Source organism: Bifidobacterium asteroides, from assembly GCF_003202695.1.
GTDB lineage: Bacteria > Actinomycetota > Actinomycetes > Actinomycetales > Bifidobacteriaceae > Bombiscardovia > Bombiscardovia asteroides_G.
The window spans coordinates 32,327-48,534 of sequence record NZ_QGLL01000009.1 but is presented as its reverse complement, the minus strand read 5'-3'; the positions used below and the strand labels follow the sequence as shown (position 1 = coordinate 48,534).

Here is a 16,208-nt window from a genome sequence, read left to right as displayed (position 1 = left end):
TCGACCAGAAGGATCGGGGCCGGGCCTTTCGTCAGCCTTGCTCATCCCCATTATGGTCTGCCTTGGGGCTTCGAGACAGGCCTGTGGCTGTAGGCGTGAAGCCTTCGGGCGTCAGAACGGCATCCACGGGAAGATCATGGTCCATGCGCGGCAGTGGAGCATCAACGAATTCGTCTGGCCAGCAGATGCCTACCACTGGAGTTCGATCCGCACGCAGGGTCAGGGCTCGGTCATACCAGCCGCCGCCTCGTCCCAAACGAATGCCGGCATGGTCGATGGCCAGCGCCGGAACCAGGATTAGATCGGCCTGATTCAGGGCTTGCGCCGGTTGGGCCGATGTATCTGGCTCATCCGGCCGCCAGCCCGGAATCCGCTTCATGTCATCCAGATCCTGTCGTGATCGCAGACGTCCCCAGCCCACCTGCTTGCCCGTGCCCAACATGGGGATGAGCACCTGATGGTCCCGGCGCAGCAGGAGGTCCAGGCTGGGATCCATGGCTATCTCCCCTCGAATTGAGGAAAAGGCAGCCACTGTCAAAGGCTGGCGGCACCGGGGGCGTTCGACCTTGGGCAGCACCTGGCTAGCCAGAAGATCGGCCAGCTTGCGACCTGCGTCCATGCATTGACCCCGGTTGATGCGCCTGCGGGCTCCAAGCAGACGGTTACGCTGATCCTGCTTGTCCATGTCGATGATTTCCTGCTCGTTCATGTCCTCAGTTCTACCAGCAGGAGCTCTCTCTCATGGACGCCTGTCTGTTTCGATCGTCGTTCAGTGAGAATATGGAGTCATGTCGGTTCTGCACACTTTCCGTCAGGTATGGCAAGGTTCCCGGACACGTTCGGAGCATGCCCTGGATCTGCCTGATCGTCTGGATCCGCCCCTAGGACATGGGGACTTCCTGCTGAGGCCCATCCGCGAGGACGACCAGGCGGCTTGGAATGCGGTTCGATGGAAGAACAGGGAGTGGCTGGCCCCGTGGGAATCCGGGGATCCTCGCCACGGACCCGGCATGACCTACACCCAGTGGATGCAGGAGCTGGAGCGTGCACGGCAGGAGGGCACCGAAGCGGTCTTCCTGATGGAGTTCCATCAGAGCATTGTGGGGCAGATCTCCTTGGGCGCCATCCGCTACGGATCCATGCGCATGGCGACGGCGGGCTACTGGGTGGATCAGGACTGGACTGGCCATGGTTTCGCACCCCTGGCCCTGGATATGCTTGCTGACTGGGCTTTCCGGAATGGGAGCGGGCCCCATCTGCACCGGATAGAGGTGGCGATTCTGCCCGAAAACAAGCGGTCCCTGCGCGTAGTCCAAAAACTGAATATGGAATCTGAGGGGCTGCGCCGCAGCTACATGTACGTCAATGGACAGTGGCGGGACCACCTGACCTTTGCCTTGATCAGCGACCAATTCGATCCGGATCTGCTTGCCAGTGTGTGAACCCGAGCGGCGGACATGGCCGACACGCTGGGCTTGACTTGCCGCTTGGGGCATACCGTCAACTAACGTAGTACCTATGATGGCTTATGAATCACTCAGCAGCATCGTGGTTTTGGTGATTGCGGTGATTCTGGTGCTGGGTTGGCTGCCGTTTCGCACCAGCAAGGGCATGAAGCGGGCCTCGGAGCATCGCCAGGACAGGCTTTCCACCTCCTTGCATATGGTGGGTGGAGAAGACGGCATGAGGTTCTGCGACAGGCAGTCGAGGACAGTGAAAGGGTTGGTCATGCAGCAAGGGCAGCAGGATGGCAACCGACGAAGTCAGGTCCAGCGGATCAGGCAGATCAGACAGCTGCGCCGTGCAGCCATACGCCGTCGCCGCATCCTGGTTGCTGCTCTGTTAATTGTCGCCATGCTGGTGGCCGGTTTCTCCCTCCCTATGGACTACAGCGCTTGGTTCACTCTGATTCCCGTGGCGTTGTTGATAGCGGTGTTGGCTGCTGGCGCGCATGCCTCGGCCCAGGCACGAGCCTGGGAACGTAATTTGGCCCAGCGGCGCAATCGTCGGCGTCGTCAGCAGGCAGCCAGCCTGACTGCGGACAAGACTCCCGGCAGGTCTGGACAGGCCGAGCGCGAAGCCCGCACTGAAACGGCTACGGATGTGATGGATCAGGGCGAGATTCGTCGAACGCTGGTCCAGGCCAAAGCCGATCAGCGAGCAGCCCTCAAGGCCAGGCAGCACAATTCCGCCGAGGCTGCAAAGCCGGTAGTCAGCAGTAGCGAGGCTAAGGGCTCCGCTGGTTCCGCCAAGCAAGCAGTCTCCCAACAGACGGCTTCCAAACCGGCTACTGCTAAAACCGCAAAGGCCTCAATGGCAGCCTCCAAGCCTGCAGCGCTCAAGTCTTCGGTCGACAGGTCCGCTGCTTCCAAGTCCGCCGCCCGGCCGATTTCGCCGCAGCCGGCAGCTGTGCAATCCGCAGCCTCCTCAGGTAAATCAAAATCAGCCCCGGCACCTGCTGGCAGTGAGCACCCAGTCTCGTCGGCTCCGACCTCCCAATCTGCGGCGTCGTCCTCAGCAAGCACCCAGAAGGATGCCACCAATGAACTCGAACGAATCAGTCCTTCTCCGGCCTTGGATGCCTTCGGCATGGCGGCGAGCCAGGATCTGATCTCCTTCTCCCTGGGATCGGCCGGTGGCGAGGGATCGGACAGGGACGGCATGAATAACGAGGACGAGGGTCCTCACAGCCTGGAGATCAAGTCAACCAGGCAGGTCTCCGTTGCTCGTCCCCCCGAAAAGCGGCAGTCCGATCGGACCAAGGCCGACGGGCGTCCTGATAACTTTCACAAGCAGGAGATGCAGGCCCAGGTCGAGGCGCCTGACCGCAGCGAGGACTCCCTGTCCATCGGCGTGGATGCCATATTGGCCCGGCGTCGTCCGGCAGCCAAGCCCTGAATCTATCGTCGAGCATTCTTTCACCACCAGCGTTAGCACTCAAGTTGGCAGAGTGCTAATTTCGCGCTACTATGACATGTAGCGCAAAGGAATGCGTGGTGAGTGTTCGTCAGCCTCTCATCGACGTTCCGGCGTGGGTTCATTGGCTGTTCTCACAAGATGTAGGAGGTCCACAGTGTCGATTTCACTCACACCGTTGGAAGACAAGATCGTCATCAAGCAGGCTGAGGCGGAGACCAAGACCGCTTCCGGGCTGGTCATTCCCGATACCGCCAAGGAGAAGCCCCAGCAGGGCGAGGTGCTGGCAGCAGGTCCCGGCCGTCGTGATGACAAGGGCGAGCGCATCCCCATGGATGTCAAGGTCGGCGACAAGGTTCTGTACTCCAAGTACGGCGGCACCGAGGTCAACTACGGCGGCGAGGACTACCTGATCGTGTCCGCGCGCGACGTTCTGGCCATCCTCAAGTAAAAGACATTGGCTCTGCACCGCCGCACGCGGTGGTGATGGCGGCCCCTGGTCCTTTAGCAGGACTGGGGGCCGTTCGCGTGTCTCAGGAGGACCGTGCAGCGGACCAGATGCCTCAGGGGCATACGGCGGCCGCTAGCATGGTGTCCATGTACTATCGTCATCGCGCCAGCATTGATGCCCTGCCCGGTTACCGGCAGGGCAGCCCGGCACCTGCCATTCCCGGGTTGACCAGCTACAAGATCTCCAGCAACGAGAACCCATACCCGCCCCTGCCCGGCGTGCTCCAGACTGTCTTCGAGCAGGCTCTGGGTCACCTGAACCGCTATCCGGACATGCGTGGCACCCTTCTGGTTGAGCGTCTGGCCCATCTGCATGGAGTGGATCCCGCATGCATTCAGCTGGGATGCGGATCCACTGAGGTCATCACCCAGCTGGTTGACCTGGTGGCCGGTCATGGCGATCAGGTGGTTTATCCGTGGCGCAGTTTCGAAGCCTATCCCATCATCGTCACCATGGCCGGCGCCACCGGGGTACCCGTGCCCCTGGATAAGCAGGGACGGCATGACATCGAGGCCATGATTGCCGCAGTCAACGACCACACCAGACTGGTCATTGTCAACAATCCCAATAATCCGACTGCGACCAATGTCGATCATGACCAGGCTGAGCGTCTGCTGCAAGCGCTGCCTGCAGACCTGCCGGTGCTCTTCGACGAGGCTTATGTACAGTTCAACGACGACCCCGATCGAGCCGACGGATTGGCGCTCATGCGCGAGCATCCGAATGTGATAGTGGCCCGGACCTTCTCCAAGGCCTACGGACTGGCAGGTCTGCGAATCGGATATGCCGTGGCTGCCGAGCCGATCATTGCCGGCATGAACAAGGTGGCCCTGCCCTTCGGCGTCAGCGACGTGGCCCAGACGGCGGCAATGGCCAGCCTGGACGCACAGGACCGTCTGTCCGAACGGGTCCAGGCGCTCAAGCAGGAGCGGGCCAGAATACTGGCTGGTTTGCAGGATCAGGGGTGGAATATCCCTGAACCTCGGGCGAACTACTACTGGCTGCCTCTGGGCCGGGCCGCCGCGCAGGCTGATCAGCGTTTCCGAGATGCCGGCCTGTCGGTCAGAACATTCCCAGGCGAGGGCATCCGCATCACCGTGGGGGAGCGGGAGGCGAACGATCGGGTTTTGGAGGTCTGCGCCGACCTGCGCCGAGAAGGTCTGTCGCAAGATCCGATCCCCGATTGAATGTTGCATCGGCTCGAACGTAAATGCATTTGATTGCCGCCTTCGCTGTTGTATGGAATGTCACAGCGGAGGCGGTTTTGCTTGGATGAGCTTGTGTCGTCTTGGATAAACCTATATATTGTGGTTGGCTGGCCAAACCAATCCAATATATAGTGTTTACCAAGGAGCAGCAGTCCCTATGTCCTTAGCAGATGTGGATCGGCACGATCCTCCCGATGGCGCCTCCAGGCTGGTGTATTTCTCCAGCGTCTCCAATAACACCCACCGTTTTGTGCAGCGGTTGGGCGTGGAGGAGCCTCTCCGCATCCCCCTGTACGAGCGGCGCCAGCCGATGCTCGTCATGGATGCGCCTTACCTTCTGCTGGTGCCCACCTATGGCGGCGGGTCAGCTAAGGGGGCCGTGCCCAAGCAGGTCATCCACTTCCTGAACAATCCGATCAACCGCGGGCTGATCCGCGGGGTCGTCACCTCGGGCAACCGAAACTTCGGCAGCGCCTATTGCGCGGCCGGTCCGCTGATAGCCCGCCGATGCGGCGTCCCTGAGCTCTACCGCTTCGAGCTACTGGGCACCTCGGAGGATGTTCAAGCAGTCAGGGCCATCCTGGCAGGAATGGGAGTGCAGCTTCAGCGGCAGTCGACTGATTCACGAAAGGCGGTTTTGTCATGAGCCAGCAGGAAGGTACCCGAAAGAGCACCAAGTCAGAGGTCGGTGTCTATGCCGACGACGAGATGATGCGCAAGTCCATCACCCCGCCCCAATACCGGGTCAGCCCCGAGGCCAGGATTCGTCCGGTCAATTGGAACAAGATCACCGATGAGAAGGATCTGGAGGTCTGGAACCGTCTGGTCTCCAACTTCTGGCTGCCTGAGAAAGTGCCGCTGTCCAACGACATCCCATCCTGGAACACCCTGACCGATCATGAGCGCCAGACTACGGTCCGAGTCTTCACCGGACTGACCATGCTGGACACCACCCAGGCCACTATCGGAGAGCTGGTGCAGATCGATCATGCTCGCACCGAGCAGGAGCAGGCCATATACACCAATATCGCCTTCATGCAGTCGGTTCACGCCCGCTCCTATTCCTCGGTCTTCTCCACCCTCTGCTCCAGTGAGGAGATAGACAAGGCCTATCGCTGGGCTGTGGCCAACGACGTCCTCCAGGAGCGCGTCCACACGGTCCTGCACGAGTATGTCAGCGAGGACCCCCTGAAGCGCAAGGTGGCCTCCACCATGCTCTCTTCGCTCATGCTCTATGCTGGTTTCTACCTTCCCCTTTACTTCTCCAGTCATGCCAAGCTGATGAACACGGCCGACATGATCCGGCTGATCCTGCGCGACAAGGCCATCCATGGCTATTATTCGGGCTACAAGTATCAGCGGGGTCTGGAGGAGAGGACCCAGGCCGACCAGGCCATGCTGGAGAAGTTCACTAATGATTTGCTGGACAAGCTCTACGATCTGGAGATGGTTTATTCCGGGCAGATCTATCAGGGCTTCCCCTTCGTAGACGACGTCTTCGCCTTCGTTCGCTACAATGCCAACAAGGCGCTGATGAACCTGGGCTACCCGGCCCGGTTCGCAGCCGACCAGACCGATGTCAGTTCGGAGATTCTGGCGGCCCTGTCGCCCTCGGCCAACGAGAACCATGATTTCTTCTCGGGTTCGGGCTCCTCCTACGTCATGGGGCACTCCGAATCCACGGACGACGACGACTGGGACTTCTAGGCGAGTTGGAGCCGGTGTGATATTGGGCACAGAAAACCCTATATATGCTCACTGTTTTCAATATCAATAGCACATATAGTAGTTCAGGCTCGCGCTGGGCGGGTCCTGACAGATCCGTCTTCGAGGCGGGCACCACCGTCAAGACAGGTTCTGGATGCCTGATCAGGAGGAAGCATGGAGCAACAGCAGACCGCCGGAACTGATTCGGAGCTCAGCGTTCCAGAGTTCGCCGCCCAAGGTCAGCGACTGGGGGCTGTGGTCTACTTCTCGTCGGCCTCACGCAACACCGCCCGGTTCATCGCCAACTGCCATTTGGATGACGAGGGGATAGACGTCTTCCGCATCCCTCTGAGGCCCAAGGACCCGCCGCTCAACATTCGACAGCCCTACATCCTGATTGTCCCCACCTATGGGGGCGGATCAGCCAAGAAGGCTGTCATGCCGCAGATCAAGCGCTTCCTGAACGATCCGGCCAACCGGGCCGGCATCCGCGGGGTCATCGCCTCGGGCAACACCAACTTTGGAGAGGCCTTCTGCATGGCGGGGGACATCATCTCCCGCAAGTGCAATGTGCCTTTCCTCTACTATTTCGAGCTTATGGGCACCAAGGAGGACCAGAAGAAGGTTCGCCGCGGGGTTGTGGATTTCTTCCGCAGCCACCCAGAGTCCTGAGCCAATTTCATTACACGCACTATCACCGCAATACTCATGAAAGGACACCTGATGGGAGCAAATGAGGACACGTCCCTGGCCCTGGATAGGACCGCATCCGAGGATGAGGAGACCTTCGATCCGGCTCACGACTACCATGCCCTGAATGCCATGCTGAACCTGTATGACAAGGACGGCAGGATCCAGTTCGACAAGGACCGCGAGGCCGAGCGTCAGTATATGGACACGCACGTGCGGACCAACACCATGACCTTCCCCTCAACGGCCGAGAGGATCGCCTATCTTCTGGACCACGAGTACTACGACCGGAAGGTCTTCGAGCGCTACACCCCGGAGTTCCTGGACAGGATCTATCAGCATGCTGCCGAAAGCGGCTTCGAATTCGAGACCTTCCTGGGCGCCTTCAAGTTCTACACTTCCTATGCGCTGAAGACCTTCGACGGCAAGCGCTACCTGGAGGACTTCCCGCAGCGCTGCGTGGCCGTGGCTCTGGAGCTGGCCGACGGGGACGAGCAGGCCGCCATGAAGTACACGGATGAGATCATCTCCGGGCGCTTCCAGCCCGCTACCCCTACCTTCCTGAACTTGGGCAAGGCCCAGCGCGGCGAGCCGGTCTCCTGCTTCCTGGTGCGCATCGAAGACAACATGGAATCCATCTCCCGCGGCGTCAACGCCGCCCTGCAGCTGTCCAAGAGGGGCGGAGGCGTGGCTCTTCTGCTCAGCAATCTGCGTGAGATGGGCGCGCCCATCAAGCATATCGAGAACCAGTCCAGCGGCGTGGTCCCGGTCATGAAGCTCCTGGAGGACTCCTTCTCCTACGCCAACCAGCTGGGTGCCCGCCAGGGTGCCGGTGCCGTCTATCTGTCGGCCCATCACCCCGACATCATGCGCTTCCTGGATACCAAGCGGGAGAACGCGGACGAGAAGATCCGCATCAAATCCCTGGCTCTGGGCGTGGTCATCCCCGACATCACCTTCGAGCTGGCCAAGCGCAAGGAGCCCATGGCCCTCTTCTCGCCCTACGACGTGGAGCGGGTCTACGGCAAGCCCTTCGCGGACATTCCCATCACCGAGCACTATGAGGAGATGGTCAAGGACAAGCGGATCCACAAGAAGTACATCGATGCCCGTGACTTCTTCATGACCCTGGCCGAGATCCAGTTCGAGTCCGGCTATCCCTACATCCTCTTCGAGGACACGGTCAACAAGGCCAACCCCATCGACGGCCGGATCACCATGTCCAACCTCTGCTCGGAGATCCTGCAGGTCCAGGAGCCCAGCACCTACTCCGAGAACCTGAACTACGACCATATCGGTCGCGACATCTCATGCAACCTGGGATCCCTTAACATCGCCAAGGCCATGGACGGCGGCCTGGCCGATACGGTCGAGACCTCGGTGCGGGCCCTGACCTCCGTCTCCGACCACACCAACATCGAGGCCGTCCCCTCCATCAAGCGGGGCAATGACGAAGGCCATGCCATCGGCCTGGGTCAGATGAACCTCCACGGCTTCCTGGCCCGCGAGGGCATCCACTACGGATCCGAAGAGGGGCTGGACTTCACGGACATGTACTTCATGACCGTGGCCTACCACGCCTACAGAGCCTCCCACGCCCTGGCCGTCGAGCGGGGGAAGGCCTTCGCCTCCTTCGCCAAGTCCGACTACGCCAAGCCGGCAGGCCAGGGGAACTACTTCGACAAGTACACCGATGGCAGCCGTTCCCTGGAGCCCAGGACCCAGCGGATCAAGGACCTCTTCGACCAGTACCAGGTCCATATCCCCACGGTTGAGGACTGGAAGGAGCTTCAGGCGGCCATCCTCAAGGACGGCATCTACAACCAGAACCTCCAGGCCGTCCCCCCGACCGGGTCCATCTCCTACATCAACCACTCCACCAGCTCCATCCACCCGATTGCCTCCAAGATCGAGATCCGCAAGGAAGGCAAGATCGGGCGCGTCTACTACCCGGCCCCCTACATGACCAACGAGAACCTGGACTACTTTGAGGACGCCTACGAGATCGGCTGGAAGAAGATCGTGGACACTTATGCCGAGGCCACCCAGCATGTGGATCAGGGGCTTTCTCTGACCCTGTTCTTCCCCGACACGGCCACCACCCGCGACCTGAACAAGGCCCAGATCTACGCCTGGCGCAAGGGAATCAAGACCCTCTACTACATCAGGATCCGCCAGCAGGCCCTGGAGGGTACCGAGGTCGAAGGCTGCGTCAGCTGCATGCTCTAAGGAGCATGTCCTGAAGCATTGGAGAACCTGGCCGGCACCGTCTCTCGCAACGGTGCCGGCCCTTTCGGGTCCGCGTCCACAGCTCGGGTCCGCCCATGCGGTAGACTGACGGTCCGGTCACGATCCGCGTCGCACTGTCCACATTCATCCAGCAAGGAGCAAATCAACCATGGTCCCACCCATTTCCATTCCCCGGCAGCCGCTGAAGCTGATCGACCGGGTCTCCGCCATCAACTGGAACCGTCTGGAGGACGAGAAGGACCTGGAGGTCTGGGACCGTCTGACCGGCAACTTCTGGCTGCCCGAGAAGGTTCCCGTCAGCAATGATCTGCCCTCCTGGCAGGCCATGAGCGAGGAGGAGCACACCCTGACCATGCGGGTCTTCACCGGGCTGACTCTTCTGGACACCATCCAGGGGACCGTGGGTGCCGTCAGCCTGATCCCGGACGCGTTGACTCCCCATGAGGAGGCGGTCTACACCAACATCGCCTTCATGGAGTCGGTCCATGCCAAGTCCTACTCCTCCATTTTCTCCACCCTGGCCTCCACGCCCCAGATAGACGCCGCCTTCGAGTGGAGCGAGCACAACGAGTTCCTCCAGCGCAAGGCCCAGATCGTCCTGGACTACTATGAGGGCGACAATCCCCTGAAGCGCAAGGTGGCCTCCACCCTGCTTGAGTCCTTCCTCTTCTACTCGGGCTTCTACCTGCCCATGTACTTCTCCAGCCATGCCAAGCTGACCAACACGGCTGATCTGATCCGCCTGATCATCCGCGATGAGGCCGTTCACGGCTACTACATCGGCTACAAGTACCAGAAGGGGCTGGCCAAGGTCTCCGACTCCGAGCGTCAGGCCATGAGCGACTATACCTACGAGCTCCTGGGAGACCTGTACGACAACGAGGTTGAATACACCGAGAGCCTGTATTCCGGGGTGGGCCTGGTGGAGGACGTCACCAAGTTCCTGCGCTACAACGGCAACAAGGCACTGATGAACCTGGGCTATCCGGCACTCTTCCCCTCAGACACCACTGATGTGAATCCGGCCATCATTGCCTCGCTGAGCCCCAATGCGGACGAAAACCACGACTTCTTCTCCGGCTCGGGCTCCTCCTATGTCATGGGCAAGGCCGTGGAGACGGACGACGACGACTGGGATTTCTGACCTGCCCGCCCCGCTCTGACGCCAGGGACACGACGTCGGAGTGGGACTTGCGAAAAACAAAAAAACATGTCATCATAGGCAAGTTGCCGTACGGAGCTCCGGTTCTAGTGCGGCATGGCGGATTTCCCAAGCGGTCAAAGGGAGCTGACTGTAAATCAGCCGCGTAATGCTTCAGAGGTTCGAATCCTCTATCCGCCACGCCTCGGTAGCTCAGTGGCAGAGCACTTCCTTGGTAAGGAAGAGGTCGTGAGTCCGATTCTCACCCGAGGCTCTCTGGCGGGGTAGCTCAGCTGGCTAGAGCGTACGACTCATAATCGTAAGGTCAAGAGTTCGAGTCTCTTCCTCGCTACTGTGGCCGACATACGTCGGTCGTGCAACGACTATAGAGGTGAACCATGGCAAAAGCCGCAGATATTCGTCCTGGCATTACGCTGGCGTGCACCGTGTGCAAGGAGCGTAATTACATTACGACCAAGAACCGTCGTAACACTCCTGACCGTCTGGAGCTCAAGAAGTTCTGCCCCCGTTGCGGCAAGCATACCCTGCATCGGGAGACCCGCTGAGTTCTTTCCGTCTTTTGGCTTCATAGGAACCCGACCAAATGGTCGGGTTCCTCTTTATGCAAATCTGCATATATGCCCGCTCCGCATTGTCCAAGGATGGCCTTGGGAGCAGAACGGGTTTTGGCGATGTAGGGGGTATGCAGCCTTCAGAGATTATTCCGGTAGGCGGCTGCAAAGGCCTGATCCAAGTCGGCGACCAGGTCATCCGGGTTCTCCAGGCCTGCGGAAATTCGAATCAGGTCGTCGCCCACGCCGGCACTCAGGCGGTAGGGGCCCGGAACTTCCCTGTGGGTGATCCTGGCCGGGTCCACAATCAGTGTGCGGCAGTCGCCGATGTTGGGCATGTAGCTCATGAGACGCACTGAGTCTACGATGCGCTTCACCTGCTCGTAGCCACCTTGGACCTTGAAGGAGAGGATCGTGCCCACGCCCTTAGGCAGCAGAGTCGAGGCCAGGCGGTCCTGCAAGGTGGCAACGCCCTGGTGCCGACCCTCGGGAATTCCCGAATAGTTGACCTGCTCCACCTGGGGGATGGTCAGCAGGTGGCGGGCCAGAGCTGTCGCCGTCTTCACCTCGGCGGCGACCCGCTGGGCCAGGGTCTCAAGGCCGGTCAGCTGCAGGTAGGCGGTGAAGGGACTCATGACAGCCCCGAAGGTGTGCAGGTACTTGGTATGGACCCTGTGGAGGAAGGCCATCTTGCCGAAGGCATCCAGAAAGCTGACCATGGATCCGTGTCGCTCGTCGCTGATGATCAGTTCGGGCTGGCTCATCTGCGGGAAGCGGCCGTTGCCCCAATCGAATCGCCCTGCATCCACGATGATCCCGCCCAGGGCATTGCCGTGGCCGCTGATCCCCTTGGTAGTCGAATGGACGACGATGTCGGCACCGAAGTCGATCGGGTTGAGCAGATACGGCGTGGGCACTGTATTGTCGATAATCAGGGCCAGCCCATGCCGATGGGCCAGGTCAGCCAGGCCGGGGATGTCAGCGATGGCTGTGGACGGATTGGCCACGGACTCAGCGAAGATAGCCCTGGTGTTGTCCTGGATCAGGGATTCCACCGCGTCAAGGTCATTGATGTCGTCTACAAAATCCGTTTCAATGCCGAAGTTGGGGAAGAAAGTCTTCATGGCGTCCACGGAGGTTCCATAAAGATCGACAGGGGAGATCAGCCTCCCGCCGCCTTCGGCTGCACACATGAGGGCCGATGAGACGGCAGCCATCCCTGAGGCCATGGCCACAGCCCCCTTGCCTCCCTCCAGGCTGGCCAGGCGGTCCTCCAGGACCTTGACCGTGGGATTGGCCAGGCGGGAGTATGAGAATCCTTGAATTTTGCCAGCGGCCAGGGCATCTCCCCGGTCAGCGGTGATCATGTCAAAGGCGGCCGACTGGTAGATGGGGATGCTGGCCGCGCCTCCGCCCAGGCTTTGACAGTCATAGCCGTCATGGACGGCTTTTGTTGCGAATCCTTTGCTCATGCGGGTGTGTTCCTCTGCTTGTATCCGGTTGCAAATCCCTCTATAGCCCACTATCGAAACTTTTTTTCTAGGTCGCAGGCAAGACTCTGCTCATAGGCGTTCCTTATCGCCTGCTATCGGGAGGTCTCCTCCGAACCGGTTTCAGTTATTGGAGGCCTTGCCGAGGTATGCCTGGCGGACACGCTCGTCAGTCAAGAGCTGTCGGGCGGGCCCCTCCAGACGGATCAGACCGTTCTGCAGCACGTACCCGTAGTCGGCAATGGACAGGGCCAGCTCGGCCTGCTGCTCGACCAGAAGGATGGAGATGCCCAGCTGGTCACGAAGGGAGGCGATCTCTTCAAGCACCTGGTCGACCAGCTTGGGCGAGAGGCCCATGGTCGGCTCATCCATGCATATCAGCCGGGGATGGCTCATCAGGGCCCTGCCGAAGGCCAGCATCTGCTGCTCGCCTCCTGAAAGAGTGCCGGCTTGCTGCCCACGGCGTTCGGCCAGGCGTGGGAATCGCTGATAGATGACATCCAGATCCTGATCGATCTGATTGCGCTTCCTTTGGGTGTAGGCACCCATGCGCAGGTTCTCCTCCACGCTCATGGCTGCAAAGACTCTTCTGGCCTCAGGGACCGAGGCGATTCCGGAGCGGACCCGATCCTTGGTGGGGGTGTGGGTGATTTCCTGTCCATCCAAACGGATGGTTCCCTCCTTTGGAGCCAGCAGGCCCAGGATGGTCTTCATGGTTGTGGACTTGCCCGAAGCATTCCCGCCCAGAAGGGAGACGATGCCCCCCTGGGGAACGCGAAGGCTGACATGATCCAGGGCCTTGACCGGGCCATAGCTCACATCGATGGCATCCAGTGAAAGCAAGGCCCGGTCCCCATCGGCTGACGGCTTTTCCTCATTATTGCCGGATGCCTCTGCCTTGGCCTTCATACTGGTTTCCGCGCCGTCATGATCTCGACCATCGGCTTGTTCTGCAACGGTGGCGGGAGTCAGGGCATTCTGCCGGGCCAGAACATCTGCCTGCCCGTTCATAGGGGCATCGTTGCGGGGTCTGCGGTCGCCCAGGTATGCGGTAATGACGCGGGGATCGGCGCTGACCTGTCTGGGAGGGCCGGAGGCGATGATCCGACCGCCGTCCATGGCGATGACCCGGTCGCAAAGCGCTTCGATCAGGTCGATCTTGTGCTCAACCAGAAGCATGGTCTGACCTTGGGCCTTGAGTTCCAGGAGCTGTTGCAGCACCTCGGCCGTCTCTGACTGGTTCATCCCTGCGGTGGGCTCGTCCAAAACCAGGATGCTGGGGGAGCTGACGTGGGCTCTGGCTATCTCGGTGCGTCGCCGGTTCGCGTAGGAGAGCGTGTAGGCGGCCTGCGTCCGATGCTCTTCCAGGCGCTCGCTGAATCTGTCGATCTCGGACTGGACGGCCTTGCGCTCGAGGACCGTCTCCCTGCGGCAGGCGGGACCGGGCACCAGCGTCAGCCAGGTCTGCGCCAGTAGGGGGATCCATCGCAGGATGGGCCACTTCTCCAGACGGCGAAAGGGTCTGCGAGCTTCCAGGCGCCTATGGAATCCTACGGCCACGTTCTCCTCAACGCTCATGGTCGGAAAGACCCTGCCGTTCTGGAAGGTTCGGGACACCCCCTGCTCGGCTATGGCCGTGGCGGGCAGGCCGGTCACGGTGCGTCCCCTCAGACTGATCTGGCCCGAGTCAGGCTTGAGAAAGCCGCAGATCAGGTTGATGGTCGTGGACTTTCCTGATCCGTTGGGGCCGATAATGCCTATCACCTGGCCGGATGCCAGGTCCATGTTCACATTGGCCACTGCCTGCAGCCCCTGGAAGCTCTTGCCTAGATTGCGCACGCTGAGCAGGGGTTGATCAGGATTGTCGCTTGCAGGTTCGGGAATGCGCCGGCTGCCCGTCATCATGCCCTCCTTTTGGTTGAGAACAGACCCTGTGGCCTGCAGATGATAAAGATGATCAGGACGAGTCCGTAGGCCATGATTCTCACCTCGGGCAGGATGCGCAGCAGTTCGGGAGCCCCTACCAGGATCAGGGAGCCGATCACGGCTCCGGTCGGGGACTTCATGCCACCCAGGACGATGATGGTCAGAATCAGGGTCGACATGGTCGGGTTGAAGAGGGTCGGGTCGATATAGGTGTACTGGTGCGCCAGCAGGGCGCCTGCTATACCCGCCGCACCGCATGCCAGGGCGTAGGCCAGTGCCTTGTAGGCCCCGGTCCTGATTCCCAGGGACCAGGCCGCTTGCCCGTCCTCGCCGATGGCTTCGAAGACGTGGCCCAGATGTGAGGACCGGATCCGGGAGGTCACTGCAAGGACCAGAAGAAGGATGACCAGATCCAGGAGGTACTGCATCTGCTGGGTGTAGAGCGGCTTGCCCAGGAATGTTGGCAGGGGAATGCCTTGCAGACCTAGCGATCCCCTGGTCAGAGGTTCCCAGATGCGGATGATGGCGACCATGACTGCTCCCACCCCTATGGTGGCGATAGCCACATAGTGGCCACTAAGTTTCCAAACTGGGAACGTCAGCAGGGACGCGGCCAGAGCGGCGATGACGGCCGCACCCAGCAGGGAGAGCGTGAAGGGCCAATGCAGGCGCATGGTCAAGAGAGCCGAGGCGTAGGCCCCTACGGCCACAGGTCCCGCCAAGCCCAGGATGGTCTGCCCGGCCGAGCCCGAGATCAGCGTCAGGCCTACTGCGGCAATGGCGTATATGGCAACCTGAGTCCCGATGCCAGCCAGATGGTCGGAGAACATGAAGGGGGTAGCCAGAGCGGCTGCTGCAAGGCCGAGATTGGCCCAAAGCGGCAGTCGGATGGGTCTGGCGGCTTCCGGGAGGGTTCCGGTCATGGGCTCCTTGCCCATGTCTGCTTTGCGACCCAGGAAGCCGGAAGGCTCGAGGATCAGAACCAGCAGGAGGGTGCCGAAGGTGATCAGATCATGCACGCCATCGCCAAAGAGTCCTACGCCTACGGCCTCGGCCAAACCCAGTACCAGGCCGCCGATAATGGCTCCGGGGATGGAGCCCAGCCCGCCGATAGCGGCGGCCACGAAGGCCGTCATGCCGATGGCGTTGCCGTCCATAGGGTTGATGTTCGTCTTGAACAGACCGATGAAAATTCCGGCGATACCAGCCAGGACCGAGCCGATGACGAAGGCTATGGTGCGAATGGAGGTGACAGGTACTCCCATCTGCAATGCGGCCTGGGGATCCTGGGAGGTGGCCCTGATGGCCTGTCCGGTCCTGCCGTAGGTTAAGAAGGCCCAGAGCGCAGCCATGCTGGCCAGGGCGACCAGACCCATGACCAGGTCGGAGGTGCCGAAGCTGATGCCTAGCGCATGCAGGTTGTGGGTGGGTAGCAGCTGGGGGAAGGCCCTGGTCTGAGATCCGAAGATCAGCTGCATTCCGTTATCCAGGACCTGTCCCAGGCCAACGGTGCCCAGGAGGGCTGCAATTGGCTGCCGGCCCTCCAGGGGGATGATGACCAGAAGGTTGGTGACCAGACCGACCAGGCCTGTGACCAGGACGACAGCCAGAATGGTGGGGATGAGCCCCCAGCCTAGGGTAGAGCCCACCCACCATCCTGTCATCATGCCGACCGCTACCAGCGACCCTTGTGCGAAGTTGGCCACATTGGTCACTCCGAAGACCAGGGACATACCCACGGCGGCCAGGGCGTATACGCCGCCGTGAATGAGTCCGGAAAAGAGCGTCTCGACCATG

14 protein-coding genes and 3 tRNA genes are annotated in these 16,208 nt (G+C 60.7%); 13 read left to right on the top strand and 4 right to left on the bottom strand.

The features are described 5' to 3' along the window. Positions 1-31 precede the first annotated feature (31 nt). The gene (locus tag DKK75_RS06415; RefSeq protein WP_110452609.1) at positions 32-709 is read right to left on the bottom strand and encodes a 5-formyltetrahydrofolate cyclo-ligase; all 678 of its coding nucleotides are present in this window, start codon (positions 707-709) and stop codon (positions 32-34) included. Positions 710-788: 79 nt separating this feature from the next. On the opposite strand from DKK75_RS06415, the gene DKK75_RS06410 reads away from it, so the two are divergent. From DKK75_RS06410 to rpmG, 13 genes are all read left to right on the top strand, one after another. Further along, positions 789-1,442: a GNAT family N-acetyltransferase gene (locus DKK75_RS06410; RefSeq protein WP_110452608.1), complete on the top strand. Its 654-nt coding sequence runs from the start codon at positions 789-791 to the stop codon at positions 1,440-1,442. Positions 1,443-1,518: 76 nt separating this feature from the next. Beyond that, entirely contained in the window at positions 1,519-2,898 is a 1,380-nt protein-coding gene (locus DKK75_RS06405; protein WP_110452607.1) for a hypothetical protein, read from the top strand. 175 nt (positions 2,899-3,073) lie between these two features. Next, positions 3,074-3,367 (top strand): co-chaperone GroES, encoded by a 294-nt coding sequence (gene groES, locus DKK75_RS06400; RefSeq protein ID WP_015022393.1) that lies wholly within the window; start codon positions 3,074-3,076, stop codon positions 3,365-3,367. 146 nt (positions 3,368-3,513) lie between these two features. Then, positions 3,514-4,614 (top strand): histidinol-phosphate transaminase, encoded by a 1,101-nt coding sequence (locus DKK75_RS06395; protein ID WP_110452818.1) that lies wholly within the window; start codon positions 3,514-3,516, stop codon positions 4,612-4,614. Positions 4,615-4,792: 178 nt separating this feature from the next. Next, positions 4,793-5,281, top strand: a complete 489-nt coding sequence (gene nrdI, locus DKK75_RS06390) for a class Ib ribonucleoside-diphosphate reductase assembly flavoprotein NrdI (protein WP_110452606.1) — start codon at positions 4,793-4,795, stop codon at positions 5,279-5,281. A 65-nt stretch (positions 5,282-5,346) separates the two neighbouring features. Beyond that, positions 5,347-6,342: a class 1b ribonucleoside-diphosphate reductase subunit beta gene (gene nrdF, locus DKK75_RS06385; protein WP_258333201.1), complete on the top strand. Its 996-nt coding sequence runs from the start codon at positions 5,347-5,349 to the stop codon at positions 6,340-6,342. Between the two features lie 174 nt (positions 6,343-6,516). Continuing rightward, a complete protein-coding gene (nrdI, locus tag DKK75_RS06380; RefSeq protein ID WP_110452604.1) occupies positions 6,517-7,014 on the top strand; it encodes a class Ib ribonucleoside-diphosphate reductase assembly flavoprotein NrdI in 498 nt (165 codons plus the stop codon). Positions 7,015-7,065: 51 nt separating this feature from the next. After that, positions 7,066-9,261 carry a class 1b ribonucleoside-diphosphate reductase subunit alpha gene (nrdE, locus tag DKK75_RS06375; protein WP_110452603.1) on the top strand — a complete coding sequence of 732 codons (2,196 nt, stop codon included), beginning with the start codon at positions 7,066-7,068 and terminating at the stop codon, positions 9,259-9,261. A gap of 169 nt (positions 9,262-9,430) precedes the next feature. Further along, on the top strand, positions 9,431-10,426 hold the full coding sequence (nrdF, locus tag DKK75_RS06370; RefSeq protein ID WP_029678084.1) for a class 1b ribonucleoside-diphosphate reductase subunit beta: 996 nt from the start codon (positions 9,431-9,433) through the stop codon (positions 10,424-10,426). A gap of 116 nt (positions 10,427-10,542) precedes the next feature. Next, positions 10,543-10,624 (top strand) — tRNA-Tyr (locus DKK75_RS06365). Position 10,625: 1 nt separating this feature from the next. Next, positions 10,626-10,697: transfer RNA gene (locus DKK75_RS06360), tRNA-Thr, on the top strand. A gap of 4 nt (positions 10,698-10,701) precedes the next feature. Continuing rightward, positions 10,702-10,775: transfer RNA gene (locus DKK75_RS06355), tRNA-Met, on the top strand. Between the two features lie 46 nt (positions 10,776-10,821). Next, entirely contained in the window at positions 10,822-10,989 is a 168-nt protein-coding gene (gene rpmG / locus DKK75_RS06350) for a 50S ribosomal protein L33 (RefSeq protein WP_015022386.1), read from the top strand. Positions 10,990-11,135: 146 nt separating this feature from the next. On the opposite strand, the gene DKK75_RS06345 is transcribed toward rpmG, so the two are convergent. From DKK75_RS06345 to DKK75_RS06335, 3 genes are all read right to left on the bottom strand, one after another. Then, positions 11,136-12,467 (bottom strand): O-acetylhomoserine aminocarboxypropyltransferase/cysteine synthase family protein, encoded by a 1,332-nt coding sequence (locus DKK75_RS06345; RefSeq protein ID WP_110452602.1) that lies wholly within the window; start codon positions 12,465-12,467, stop codon positions 11,136-11,138. A 141-nt stretch (positions 12,468-12,608) separates the two neighbouring features. Continuing rightward, positions 12,609-14,390 carry an ATP-binding cassette domain-containing protein gene (locus DKK75_RS06340; RefSeq protein ID WP_110452601.1) on the bottom strand — a complete coding sequence of 594 codons (1,782 nt, stop codon included), beginning with the start codon at positions 14,388-14,390 and terminating at the stop codon, positions 12,609-12,611. Continuing rightward, positions 14,387-16,207 carry an ABC transporter permease gene (locus DKK75_RS06335; protein WP_110452600.1) on the bottom strand — a complete coding sequence of 607 codons (1,821 nt, stop codon included), beginning with the start codon at positions 16,205-16,207 and terminating at the stop codon, positions 14,387-14,389. The genes DKK75_RS06340 and DKK75_RS06335 overlap by 4 nt, the downstream gene beginning before the upstream one ends. Position 16,208 lies beyond the last annotated feature (1 nt).

Coding starts and splice junctions, on each gene's coding strand:
- DKK75_RS06345 (WP_110452602.1), bottom strand. CDS start 12,467: ATGAGCAAAGGATTCGCAACAAAAGCCGTCCATGACGGCTATGACTGT.
- nrdE (WP_110452603.1), top strand. CDS start 7,066: ATGGGAGCAAATGAGGACACGTCCCTGGCCCTGGATAGGACCGCATCC.
- DKK75_RS06395 (WP_110452818.1), top strand. CDS start 3,514: ATGTACTATCGTCATCGCGCCAGCATTGATGCCCTGCCCGGTTACCGG.
- DKK75_RS06335 (WP_110452600.1), bottom strand. CDS start 16,207: ATGGTCGAGACGCTCTTTTCCGGACTCATTCACGGCGGCGTATACGCC.
- DKK75_RS06340 (WP_110452601.1), bottom strand. CDS start 14,390: ATGATGACGGGCAGCCGGCGCATTCCCGAACCTGCAAGCGACAATCCT.
- rpmG (WP_015022386.1), top strand. CDS start 10,822: ATGGCAAAAGCCGCAGATATTCGTCCTGGCATTACGCTGGCGTGCACC.
- DKK75_RS06415 (WP_110452609.1), bottom strand. CDS start 709: ATGAACGAGCAGGAAATCATCGACATGGACAAGCAGGATCAGCGTAAC.
- nrdI (WP_110452604.1), top strand. CDS start 6,517: ATGGAGCAACAGCAGACCGCCGGAACTGATTCGGAGCTCAGCGTTCCA.
- DKK75_RS06405 (WP_110452607.1), top strand. CDS start 1,519: ATGATGGCTTATGAATCACTCAGCAGCATCGTGGTTTTGGTGATTGCG.
- nrdF (WP_029678084.1), top strand. CDS start 9,431: ATGGTCCCACCCATTTCCATTCCCCGGCAGCCGCTGAAGCTGATCGAC.
- DKK75_RS06410 (WP_110452608.1), top strand. CDS start 789: ATGTCGGTTCTGCACACTTTCCGTCAGGTATGGCAAGGTTCCCGGACA.
- nrdF (WP_258333201.1), top strand. CDS start 5,347: ATGCGCAAGTCCATCACCCCGCCCCAATACCGGGTCAGCCCCGAGGCC.
- nrdI (WP_110452606.1), top strand. CDS start 4,793: ATGTCCTTAGCAGATGTGGATCGGCACGATCCTCCCGATGGCGCCTCC.